At 47.9% G+C, this 12,030-nt stretch carries 9 protein-coding genes and 2 pseudogenes; 3 read left to right on the top strand and 8 right to left on the bottom strand.

Annotated elements, in window-relative coordinates; genetic code table 11:
• Nucleotides 1-166 precede the first annotated feature (166 nt).
• Nucleotides 167-331: pseudogene (locus tag ACL2XM_RS05525) on the top strand (IS66 family transposase); the annotation flags it as partial.
• A gap of 257 nt (nucleotides 332-588) precedes the next feature.
• Here ACL2XM_RS05525 and ACL2XM_RS05520 read toward each other — a convergent pair.
• From ACL2XM_RS05520 to ACL2XM_RS05500, 5 genes are all read right to left on the bottom strand, one after another.
• On the bottom strand, nucleotides 589-1,239 hold the full coding sequence (locus tag ACL2XM_RS05520; RefSeq protein ID WP_413729948.1) for a TetR/AcrR family transcriptional regulator: 651 nt from the start codon (nucleotides 1,237-1,239) through the stop codon (nucleotides 589-591).
• Between the two features lie 52 nt (nucleotides 1,240-1,291).
• Entirely contained in the window at nucleotides 1,292-3,277 is a 1,986-nt protein-coding gene (locus ACL2XM_RS05515) for a CocE/NonD family hydrolase (protein ID WP_413729947.1), read from the bottom strand.
• Nucleotides 3,278-3,423: 146 nt separating this feature from the next.
• Nucleotides 3,424-3,600 (bottom strand): zinc-binding dehydrogenase, encoded by a 177-nt coding sequence (locus ACL2XM_RS05510; protein WP_413731040.1) that lies wholly within the window; start codon nucleotides 3,598-3,600, stop codon nucleotides 3,424-3,426.
• Nucleotides 3,601-3,619: 19 nt separating this feature from the next.
• Nucleotides 3,620-3,769 (bottom strand): hypothetical protein, encoded by a 150-nt coding sequence (locus tag ACL2XM_RS05505; protein WP_413731070.1) that lies wholly within the window; start codon nucleotides 3,767-3,769, stop codon nucleotides 3,620-3,622.
• A 140-nt stretch (nucleotides 3,770-3,909) separates the two neighbouring features.
• Nucleotides 3,910-5,058, bottom strand: a complete 1,149-nt coding sequence (locus ACL2XM_RS05500; protein WP_413729946.1) for an MFS transporter — start codon at nucleotides 5,056-5,058, stop codon at nucleotides 3,910-3,912.
• A gap of 135 nt (nucleotides 5,059-5,193) precedes the next feature.
• Here ACL2XM_RS05500 and ACL2XM_RS05495 point away from each other — a divergent pair, with 135 nt between their 5' ends.
• Both ACL2XM_RS05495 and ACL2XM_RS05490 read left to right on the top strand, forming a co-directional pair.
• Nucleotides 5,194-5,949 carry an IclR family transcriptional regulator gene (locus ACL2XM_RS05495; RefSeq protein WP_413729945.1) on the top strand — a complete coding sequence of 252 codons (756 nt, stop codon included), beginning with the start codon at nucleotides 5,194-5,196 and terminating at the stop codon, nucleotides 5,947-5,949.
• Nucleotides 5,950-6,203: 254 nt separating this feature from the next.
• A pseudogene (locus tag ACL2XM_RS05490) lies at nucleotides 6,204-7,474 on the top strand (tyrosine-type recombinase/integrase).
• 127 nt (nucleotides 7,475-7,601) lie between these two features.
• On the opposite strand, the gene ACL2XM_RS05485 reads toward ACL2XM_RS05490, so the two are convergent.
• The 3 genes from ACL2XM_RS05485 to ACL2XM_RS05475 all read right to left on the bottom strand — a co-directional run bounded on the left by ACL2XM_RS05485 (nucleotide 7,602) and on the right by ACL2XM_RS05475 (nucleotide 11,991).
• Nucleotides 7,602-8,444, bottom strand: a complete 843-nt coding sequence (locus tag ACL2XM_RS05485; RefSeq protein WP_413729944.1) for a LysR family transcriptional regulator — start codon at nucleotides 8,442-8,444, stop codon at nucleotides 7,602-7,604.
• Between the two features lie 339 nt (nucleotides 8,445-8,783).
• Nucleotides 8,784-10,025, bottom strand: coding sequence for an MFS transporter (locus ACL2XM_RS05480; protein ID WP_413729943.1), 1,242 nt, complete (start codon nucleotides 10,023-10,025; stop codon nucleotides 8,784-8,786).
• A gap of 451 nt (nucleotides 10,026-10,476) precedes the next feature.
• Nucleotides 10,477-11,991, bottom strand: coding sequence for an amidase family protein (locus ACL2XM_RS05475; RefSeq protein ID WP_413729942.1), 1,515 nt, complete (start codon nucleotides 11,989-11,991; stop codon nucleotides 10,477-10,479).
• Nucleotides 11,992-12,030: the final 39 nt, after the last annotated feature.

Below are 12,030 nucleotides of genomic sequence, written 5' to 3'. Positions count from 1 at the left end.
TCCCCTAGTTAACATCAATAGCTCGTTAAAATCACATTCCGGTCACTCTGTTTTTCAAAAAGGTGAACCAGCATAAATTCATGTGGCAAATATATCATCATCAGATGATATATTCCTTTAACTCTATCGTCGTTTCCATTTTATTTACGTAAGCGTTATCCCAGTAGGGTTCAGCGGGCTGTTGCAGGCGAAGGCGGATGCGGGCTTCAACCCGCTGTATAAAGAAGACCGTATCCGCGAGGTCGGCTGCAATGGGGCCCACGCTCGGCGTAAGATCCATGATATCCCTATGAGGTATCCGTCGCCGACCTCCGCCGAGGCCCTGCAGCGTACTGAGTGAAGAAGCCGTTGAACAGAAGAGATTACCCCGACATAATCAGTCTGGGCTGCTGAAACACAGCCATTGCGAACCTACATCCCTGTCCCGCATATTGCCATTGCTTTATTGGGCAGAAAAAGCAGAAAGCGCCGGATTGGTGGTAACCGTTCCAAAGCGTATATTTTGCTTTGACAACCCGGACGTTAAGCGCGCCAGACAGGTAAGCTGCGGAGTTCACCTGCGAAATACTGAAGTCTTTTCCACATGTATCAGAAGATGATCTGCGAGCCGGCGAATAGACGGATAGCTTCGTCCGCCATGTCATCAAGAAATGAAGACGATTGCTCCGCACCCTGGCTTATCAGGCCGGGCGTGATAATTGGCAATGAAATGGCCGAAATCAGTAGTGCAAAAATTATTTCCGGTTGTTTCCCATTAATGATGTCATGGGCGATTGCCTGCTTTATCACCGGAAGGCAACTTTCACGAAAAGGCGACACCAGATACCGAAGGAGATGATCCAGACGCACTTCGCCCCTGGCCGCTTCATTAAGCAGCAGTGACGGAAATTCAGGAATGTCTATACTAATGGTGATAAGTTGGCGAATGAAACGCCTGAATGAATTTTCTGGATTGGTGCTGAAGTGCTCATCAATATCCCTTATTTCAGCAAGATGAATGCGCTGTTTTTCAAGAAGATATTCGAGTACGGCCTCCCAGAGAGCCGATTTCGACCCAAAAAGGCGTGCCACCAGTGCCATATCGACACCTGCCTCGCTGGCTATTTTGCGCAATGACGCACCCTCATAGCCATATCGTGAAAAAAATCGGGTAGCAACCGGAAGCAACGCTTCACGACCAGATACTCTACCGCCGGGCCGGCGGCCTCGCATGGGAGATTTGATTTCTACTGAACTCATTATGCTACGCTATTGAGAGCACCGGGACTAGCCGGTGCTGACGTGTCTGTTGTCAAGACACCATATCATCTTTTGGCATAAAAGGGACTTGTAGATAGCTGTCATATTTACCGCCAAAATGAATGACATGAGTCCCAGCATTACGGCTCATGGGCGCCTGGACCTGCTGCTCACTAACAAACGATAGCAGGGTTGAGCGATCCCCGCCAAGCGCTAGACGCTTCACTTTGTTACCGGGCGTAAACGTCCCCCCCGACGCCGGTAAGGTGATAATAGCTGAGCCAAAACCCATATCGATACTGGTTGGGATAGGACGCTGTGCAGCAATGGTCAGCACTAATTCTTCACCGGGATGATAACGCATGGCCATTGGCCAGATGCCAATTTCCACGGGTACAATCTCGCCGGGTTTGAGTTTTTCTTCATGTGTGTGGAGCAGTAAGGGTTCTTCGTTCGTTGTCCGCTCAGGATCAAGGGCTCGCTGGGAAACCCTTAGTAAACCCGAGGCAACAACAGGACCTTTTACCCCCTCACCAAGAAGACGCTCGTAGGGTTTCCCGTTTTTATCGCGCTTCTCAACGCCAACCTCCAGTTCCATATCTTCCGATCCCCGCGCTTCCACCCAGAGTTTCAGCTTCATATAGCCGATGATCTCAGTTTCCTGAGTAAAGGTGTAATGCAGCTCAGTTTTTCCTTCGCCTGACACCTCATAAGACAGGGATGCAGACAAGCTCTGACCGAATGTGTCAAGCTGGCCATTGCCACTAATAAACATTCGCTTCATCTGCACCTTAGGCAGTGGCCAGCTGTCTTCAATCCGGTCAACGATATCGGTTCCGCCAGCATCCAGTACGCATATACGGACGCGAGGCGTTTGCTCCCAGCCGTTATTAGCGCCTTTAAGGTAATGATCGAAAAATGCCAGCAGCTCATGTGCATATTTTGGCGTGTAAAAATCCAGCCATTCATTGGTATTGTTCACTCGGAGCCATTTTTCCTCCGAGGCTATCTGACGATAGCCGGCAAATGATCCGTGAGTGTGTGCATGGTTTGTATAACTGGCCACGACATAAGTGGGAATTTTAATGCGCTCAAGCCGTGCTTTTTTATCCTCCCAGTAAGGATCCATCAGTTGTGTCTCCATGATCATTCTGGGTTGATCTTCAACCAGATTTCCCCCGGCAAATGATTTCAGGATAACTTCCGGGAATGCTGGTGCAGGTATGCCTCCCCGGTTACCGGTTTCGCGGAAGTGATCGACAAAACCTTCCCAGGGAGCTATGGCAGTAAGATGCGGCGGCTGCTCTGCCGCGATGAACCACTGAGATACGGCAAGCCAGGAGTTGCCCGCCATACCGACTTTTCCGCTGCTCCAGGACTGTTGGGCCGCCCACTCAATGAAGTCGTAGCCGTCTTCAGCCAGTTGACGTCCCCAATAAGAGATATTCCCCTCAGACTTATAGGCGCCTCGAGGGTCGGGATTGAGAATAACATATCCTTCATTAACCCAAAATGCCGGGTCTGGTCCCTCGAACTTTTGCAGTTCTGACACCCAATCCAGCGGTACACCGGAACGTTCCTGGATATCGTCCAGCCACTGCCCGCCAATCTCCTTGCCATAAGGACTCCATGCCACCAAGGCGGGGTATTTCCCCTCTTTTATCGGGCGGAAAACATCTGTGTAAATAGTTATTCCATCGCGCATTTTAAGAGCAACGTCACGCTCAAACAAGATGTCGCAGGGCAGTGGTCTCGCACCTTCTCGGCGCACCGTACCTTTCTTCAGAACGGTGATACCCGGTGCAAATCCAGGGTACCGCGCTCGCGGTGCATTCAGTGGAAGCGGACGGCGGTACCAGACGGGGTATGCTGCATCACCATAAATTCGTGTTTTGAGCATAATCTTTTCCCCATTTTGACTGACGGCCCCGGCAAAAGAGAGCCTAGGCATTATCATGTTAGTGACTGCCATACTGACAGCGCCCGCTAATAGCGAACGACGCGACAGATAGGAGCCATTCAGATCTGTGATTTTCATAACGCATCCTTTTAAATCATCACTTGATGATTTAATTTTAAGGCGAAAACCGACTTAGTCAACAGAGTGTTGATGATTTGGAAGCATTGCGCATTTTTACTCAATAAACGCCGACAAAAGTCCGCGTTCACGTCAAATCTTCACCCTCATTTCCCTATATTTTTACCAATGCGTAGATGTCGGAATGCATCCTTTATTTCGTTCAGCGACCAGACGGAATCAATGACTGCACGGACCCTTGACTTTTCAAATGACTGGATTATTTGTTGTTGATGCTCTTCGCTACTTAAGGTAATTCCCCGCAGGGTGGGCTGTTTGCCCATGATTGCGCCCGTAGGTACATCATCTGCGATGCCGGAAATCGTCAATTAAAGCGGTTTCCCCGCCAATGCGCACAGCGTCCATAAGCTGATGAAGCGTACCCGGCCCGCCAATATCTACTACGTGACCAACGCCACGGCCTCTGGTCATTTCAAAGATTTTTTTGCTCATTTCGTGTTTTCTCTAAAATTCACAAAGGCCACCCACATTGCGTATGTAGCCAATCCATCTTTCCCGGCAAAGGAATAGTGAAAAATTGAAAAACTTGACTGCTAATGACCCCAGCGAAGAGGACTGAGCTAAGGATTTATTCAGACTTTAAACATCGTTAGCGCACGGCTACGTACCCTAACAAATAAAGTAAAAACCAGTGCAATCCCCGCAGCAAAAAGAAAAACAGACTGCAGGGTACCCGGGAAATATCCCATAAAAGACGATAGAAACTGTCCCAGAAATATTGCCATTGAAAGCCGAGCAAGATTCCGTCCCCGAAATGTCGTGCTGCTCAGATCCACAATAAGATGGTTCACGAGAGGAACGGAAAAACCGAACCCCAGCCCGAGGGCAATCCCGCCAATCACAAAGACGGGCATGGAAGGAGCTACCGCAAAAATAAGATGAGCAACGGTGTAAAAGCCAAACGCGATGGATAATGTTGGAAAATCACCAAAGCGACTGACCAGTTTCGGCATCAGCCATGCGCCAAATACCGCCACAAGCGAGACAAATGAAAGGAAGTAGCCGATCTGCAACTCAGTAACGTCATTGTCATGCAAATGTAGCGGCAGCAGGACAATAGCGGTAAAGAAAACGATCATGGAAAAAAGTGCCGCCACCCACGTCAGTACCATTGCTGAAGACGGTCCTCCGAGATGAATCTCATGAGTGCTTTCATCAGATATTACCAACTTGCCCGGTCGGGGTACATACGCCAACACCATGAGCAGCATAAGCCAGGCGAAAAGGTAAAGCATGAATGGCCAGCGCCAGCCGACGGCTGCCAGCAACCCGCCAATAAACAGGAATATTACACCACCAAGCTCAATCGACATCCCTTGGCGAGCAATCATCTTCATCCGTTTCGCGCCGTCATAAAAAACGGAGATTAAGCCGGTACCAGCCGACATAACCAGCGCCGTTGCACCACCGAGCAAAAACCGATCCGCAAAAACAAATGAATAACCCGACAAAAATGCACCGGCACCACCCAACAGCCCGTAAAGGAAAAGCCCGAGACAGAGGGTTTTATAAAGACCAGCCTTTTCAACAAGTTTCCCCACTAATGGCCCGAGCACCACCACCCCCAAAGACGGCAAGGTAACAAGCCAGCTCTCTGCACCCTTAACATCAAGTGCCGTGGAGATAGTGGTCAGGCCTGGTACAATCACGCATCCCACCATGATGGTTAGGCAGGCTACAGCAAGTAGCGTAAATCCTCCTGCCTTGTTTATCTGTTGCATACAAACTCCAACTGTCCACTATATGGATATGTTAACCATTATTAGGATATAATTTTCATGGTATTGTCGGATTATGTCAATGCGCAAAATGTAAGATAAATGTTTCTAAATCTATAACAACTGTAAAGAGGATCTATGGAAACTGATACAGATAGCACGGGTTCCCAGGTAATTGCCCGAGCCGCAAAATTGTTCAAAGCGGTTGAAGAACAACCTCAGGGTTTGACTATCTCCGCACTCTCACGAAGTACGGGACTGCCGCGGACAACCGTTCACAGACTGGTTGCCTCTCTCGAAGCCGAACAGTTATTACTCAACAGCTCAGGCATGATCCGACTTGGTCCGGCGCTTGCACGTCTTGCAGCCTCCGCTCATACGGATGTCATTTCACTGTCGCGTCCGTCGATTGAGACACTTGGCCGGCGAACACGGGAAACGGTCGATCTTTGCGTGTATCGCGGGTCGCATGCACTTTTGGTTAGCCAATACGCATCTGATCAGGAACTGCGGGTCGTTTCGCCCGTTGGCACTGCTTTTCCCTGCCACTGCACTGCGACTGGTAAGGCTCTGCTTGCCGGTTTACAAGACGAGCAGATATCTTTGATATACACACAAAAACCTGAAACAAGAACGGCACTTTCTCTGAGAACAGTGGCCGGAATTCTTGATGAAGTTGAAAAAATACGCTCAGAAGGGTTTGCTAGTGATCGTGAAGAACACGCAAAAGGCGTTTGTGGTCTGGGCGTAAGCATCCCCTATTCCCTGAACGAAAATTATGCCATTTCTGTGGCAGTGCCAGCATCGCGATTCGATGAAAATTTTGATTTCCTGGTTGCCTCTCTCAAGCAATGTAAGGCTGAAATTGAAGCTTTGATTTCTCCCACCGTTTGATCTACAAGCAAAAATACGGGTCAACCGGCGGGGATAGAATTTATGATGAAATTCAACTTAATAGATAACTGAATGTTCCCGAGTCCGGGCACCACCATTTCTTTTTTATGCTTTCTTATGAATCCCTATATATCTTAAATTCAATAGGTTAGCGTAAAAACCCTTTCCGATACGTTTTAATTTATCCCTAGGTATCCGGAAAATGTGGGGTCAAATTGCGGGTCATTCAGTTCGATGAATGGAGTGACCCTCACATGGCTCTGACTGACAGCAAAATCCGCGCTGCAAAAACCTTCGTAAAATCCTACAAACTCTCCGATGCCCACGGTCTGTATCTACTGGTATCAACCAGCGGCTCACGTCTGTGGTATTTCCGCTACAGCTTCGGTGGCAAAGAATCCCGCCTGGCTTTAGGCGCCTATCCGCAGGTCACGCTGGCGGAGGCTCGCGAAAAGCGCGACGCTGCCCGCAAGCTGCTGGCCTCCGGCATCTGCCCTTCCCTGCCCCGTGAATCCGAAAAAACCGCTGTAGACAAAACCCGCACCTTTAAACACATCGCAATCTCGTGGCACACCAGCAGCCTCCGGCTCTGGTCGGCAAGCCACGCGGATAAAATTCTTACCTGCCTGAGGCGCTATGCCTTCCCTGACATGGGCGAAATGGATATCGCGGAGATCGAAACACGGCATCTGGCGCAGCTCATCAAAGCCATCGACGACAAAGGCGTGCATGACGTGGCCGGGAGGATGCGCCAGTATCTGACCAAAATCATGCGTCACGCCGTGCTGCAACAGGGCCTAATCAAATACAACCCCGTGTTCGACCTGGGCGGCGTCGTGACGCCGATTGTGGCCCAACATCTTCCCGCGTTGCCACTGCGACGCTTGCCTGAACTGTTGGTGAACATAGAAAACTACCAAGGCCGTGTACTGACCCGTTTGGCGCTGGAACTGAATTTGCACGTCTTTTTGCGCTCAAGCGAGTTGCGCTTCGCCCGCTGGGAAGAGTTCGACCTGAAAGCCCATATCTGGACGGTGCCCGCGCAGCGCGCAGCCGTAAAAGGCGTGAGATTTTCAGAGCGTGGCGCAAAGATGAAGGACGAACATCTAGTGCCACTATCCAATCAGGCAGTTGCCCTGCTAAAACAGATCAAGGCGCTTACCTGTGAGTCGGTCTTCGTTTTTCCGGGTGCGCGTGGTCTGGACAAACCGATGAGCGAAAACACCATTAATAAAGCGCTACGTGTGATTGGTTATGACACCAAAATCGAGGTTTGCGGCCACGGATTCAGAACGATGGCCTGTAGCGCCCTAAACGAGTCCGGGTTGTGGTCAAGGCCATCGAACGTCAGATGAGCCATAAAGAGCGCAACGGCGTGCGGGCCGCCTATGTCCACAAAGCGGAGCATCTGGAAGCCCGCATGGAGATGATGCAATGGTGGTCGGATTAACTGGACGTAAATCGGAAGGGGTATGTCGCGCCATATATTTATGCGCGGCAACATAAAGCAGCGAATGACAATTAGCTAGCAAAAAGCGGATCCCTTTCAGGGGGATCTGTTTTTTTACTTTATGAAAGCTTTTATCTTTTTTATTTTGTTTTAACGGAATTATTGTGAAAACTTACCAAGATGAGTTGATTGAAACAGTTTTTTAAACTTCTCGAAAAGCGCTGGCAATAGCACGTAAGGCTCCTCTTGTTCTCTTGTCAGATAAAGAGGAATGAAGGACGATTGAAAATGAAGGGAGAACAGGAAGACCAAACTTGGGACCAACCTCAACGAGTTCAGGAGAAGCTAGTCTACGTGAAAATGCTCCAATTGCGAGTCCCGCCGATATCGCGGCAATGACTACCGATAATCCTCCACCGACGAACACTTCTGTCCAGCGGATTGAGGCCTGTTTCAACGCCTTGGCCGCTAGATCGCGCACTCCACAATCAGGGGTGAGGCTAGCCAAACGTAAAGGCTCATCTGAACGATATTCGAAGTCAGGTGCGGCAAACCAACCGAAGTGCTCTGGGCATAAGACAGTGCCATCCCGTCTAGCATCATCGCTACGTATTATTACAGCATCAAGTAATCCGTTACTAAAATCGTCGAGTAATACTCGCGAACTGTCAAGTTTGACTTCAATTAAAAATGAGGGGTCCAATGATTTCAACCTGGAGAGGATTTTTGGTACTTCTGGGCCCATCACATAACATGCAATGCCAAGTTTAAACTGTCTCCTGGTAGCAGCTAGACTGGTAATTGCGCGTTCATGCGCCTCAAGAAAATTCCGGGCGGACTCAATGAATAACTCGCCGGGTGATGAGAGCCGCACGTGACGTGGCGTCCGTTCAACCAACCGTTGCCCCAGCCGGTCTTCGAGACGTTTCAGCTTGACGCTAAGTGCCCCTTGCGTTGTACCTAGCTCCTCAGCTGCACGAGTGAAGCTCTTTAAATCAGAGATCACAACGAAGGCTCTTACCGAGTCGACATCAAGGCTAATCATATGGATCATTCCATTTTGTTGTCATGGAAACACTTAAACATACGATTATGATGTGGTCAAGCGAATGCTACTATATACGAGAAAAACGGCATTCCATCAATACTTATTTCGACTTAGTATAGAGTAAACCGACTGACATCAATGTTAAGAAATAATACAACCTAAACACTGTTGCCAAAGGAAGAAGCTGTCCTCACCAGTTCGATCAAACATCGCTATATTATTTGGGCTAGCACTAATGTCCAATACAATTGATTTATCCTTTACATCGCCTAAATGGCGATGTCGTCAATAGTTACTGCCACTTTGGCAACTACAGTAACTATAAAAAATAAATGCCTACGCAATCGTAGATGCTCTCCTATGCGTACCACGAGCACGAAAGAGCGCGAGCACGAACCCTATAAAAGACAGCAGAATCAGGCTACTACCATATAGATTCGCGACAGATAAAAGGTCAAGATGTTGGGCCATGTATCCTGCAAGGATCGCTGGAATGCTATTAGCCAAATAACTTTCTACGTAAAAAGCGGCCATTAGCCCTGCTCGTTCAGTTGGCTCAGCAAGTGGTACTATGCTTCTGATTGCACCAAGAAACCCTGAACCGAATCCGACCCCAGCGATAGCTGATCCGGTTAGCAAAACCACCGTCAATCCTAGATTAGCGCCGGCAAGGATGATGGACATTCCAATCATCAACATTACAGCACCAATGACGAGTGCCCAGAATGCATTGCTACGCCGTACCAAAAAAATGGCCAAGCCACCACATAAGGTCAGGGTGGCGACATTCAGACCACCGAGCCAGACAGAAGTCGATTTAGTAGTCATGGCTATCAATGAGGGCATGAGCGACAGATAAAATCCACCGAGCGCCCATACCGCCACGTTAATGGGTGTAATCGCTAGTAATGTCGCCCTTGCTCGTTTGGGTATCGCAACACTTGGACGCAACGAACCTAACACGCCTGGGCGGCTCTCTGATGTTTCGGGAGTACGCCAAGTTTGCAATAACTGCACGAAGAAAAAAAGCAGCAATAATATGAAGACGAGGTGAAGCGGTGCTGGCGCGAGTTGTACCAAAGCGGTCGTGCCTAAGGCGCCAATAGCCATGCCACCCATCGTTGAAAGGCCATTGGTCAAAGCGCCGCGTTCCCGATCGAGGTCGATGAGGGCCGCGCCCAATGCTGCCGTAGCAAGCCCTGTTGCCACACCTTGAAGTGCTCTTGCGGTAATCAACCAACTGGGTCCACCAGCGGTAAGGAACAACCCCATAGCGGCGAGTTCCAGCGCCAGTGCAATACTGATGATAGGGCGTCGACCGATATAATCGGAGATACTGCCAGCCACAAGCAATGCTGATAGTAAGGCAAGTGCATAAATACCGAATATTAATGTCAACATTACCGATGAAAAATGCCATTGTGCTTGATACAATCGATAGAGAGGTGTTGGGGCAGTCGATGCGGCAAGATAAGCCGTAAGCGTCACAGTGTGTACAATCAGTGATGATTCAATGGGTAGTTTCAAACCGAGCGTAGAAAATTTCATAAATTTTTTTTTATTGAGATTGTTGGCCATTTTATTTCTCTCTTATGTTTTATGCCATTAATATTATTTCGCAGCGAATAAATATGTTTCCTATTTACATTTTATAAAACGCGAAGTTTTCGAGGAGAAATTATTAATTTTCATAATTGATCATATATATAACAGCACTGTATTCAATACTCTCTCTTTCTGAGTCATTATCTCAAACGGCCTTGCTCGCCAACACGCTTGAAATGTTATCCCACACGCCAATAATATAATGAATTTAGTATTGTAAGAAAATCACACAAATAAGGTTAGCTTCACACGAGCTTATTATTTAACATACCAGAAACAGCAATATTAAATAAATAAAATCAAACATAACTTAAATAAAGCAGTCGTGAAAACCTCCGCAACCGTGATCAACTTTACGGTTCAAACAGGTGATTACCCTATCAACTGACACCATAGTTTCAATTGAATTTTTCTAACAGGATTTTTAAAACTCGGGCAATGGTGCGGAGCCAAGAGCTTTTTCTAAAGACAGTCCCAGAGCAAGTAACTCTCTGTCATGTCCTTTTAAATTAGCGAATTCTATCCCAATAGGCATACCGTTACGTGCAAGTCCGGCGGAAAGCACGAGACTTGTCATGCCGGCACAGCTTCCTAGTGCTACGTTTCGACCGAAGGCATCAAATGCACTAATTTTCCGGCCTTCTTCAATCATAACTTCGTCTTCCTCTCCAATTTTTGGCGCTCGAACCATCGCAGCAGGATAGGCAAGCGCATGGACACCTTGATTTCGCATATAGGAGGTAAGGGCTGAAGTTAGCGCCGTTTTTCGAACTATTGCATTTTCATAGGCTTCCCGCGACGGAGTATTGGGGCTAAGAACCATAGAATCTACCAAGTTTTTTGTATTAGCTCCGAGATTTGCGTAAAGGTTATCAAAGGATACTCCGGTTTTTTGCTGTTTAAGAAATGCTGAAATGCAGCCTTTTAACTCATAAGATACGATAGTCCCAACTATGTCGGAGGATTTTTCAATATCTTTTATTGGGAATGAAACATCAATAATTGATGCACCAGCGTCTCTCAAACGGGTAATTGCATTGAAAGAAACGCGCTCAACTTCTGGGTCTAATCCTTCCCAGAATGCCACAGGGATAGCTATGACAATCTGGTTCAAAGGAAGTGGCTTTACCACACGGTAGTCGCTTGCGGCTACTTGATCGAACAAGATAACGTCTTCTACAAACCGGGCGAGTGATCCAACTTGATCAAACGATTTGGTTAGTGGCATGACACCGTCATCAGGATAGCGTCCACGACTTGGTCGAAAACCTACCAGCCCGCAAAAAGAGGCGGGCAAACGAATAGATCCCCACGTATCTTCAGCTACCGCTAATGGTGCTATCTTGGAAGAAACGGCTGCAGCTGAACCTCCGCTACTGCCACCGGTACTACATTCCATGTCGTAGGGATTGCGAACTGGCCCGAAGTTTTCGTTATTGCTCGTCCATCCGAAGGAAATCTCGTGTAGATTGGTTTTGCCCATAATGATGGCACCCTCATCTTTAATGAGTTTGATAATGCCTGCGTCGACAGCCGGTCTGAAATTCTTCAGAGACATCGTCCCATTCGAGGTTGGGAAAGAAGATGTATTGACGCTATCTTTTACCGGAATTGGCAGACCATGAAGCAGGCCCAGCGCCTTCCCTTGATTGCGGGCATTGTCAAGAGCACGGGAAGCTGTAAGCAAATTCTCATTATCCATCGTACAAAATACATTTAGGAGAGACCAACGTTCTGCTTGCGCGAGAAGTGCCTTCGCGTACGTCTCTGCTGTAAAAAAACCTTTTTGCATGGCAGTCACCGCCTGGACAGCACCAAGCTCTAGCATATTTGAATCATATTCAGAAATAGCTGGAACAATGGAGGAAGGTGGTTCATTCGGTCCCAATAGGTTTGGGGATGATTTTATGAATTCTATTTTATTGAAACGCTCGTTCATTCCTATTTTTTCCTATGTTTCAAAATTTTAAAAATATTT

It is taken from the genome of Sodalis sp. RH20, assembly GCF_047324205.1.
Lineage (GTDB): Bacteria > Pseudomonadota > Gammaproteobacteria > Enterobacterales > Enterobacteriaceae > Acerihabitans.
The sequence above is the reverse complement of the archived record's forward strand: the minus strand, read 5'-3'. Positions and strand labels throughout refer to the sequence as shown.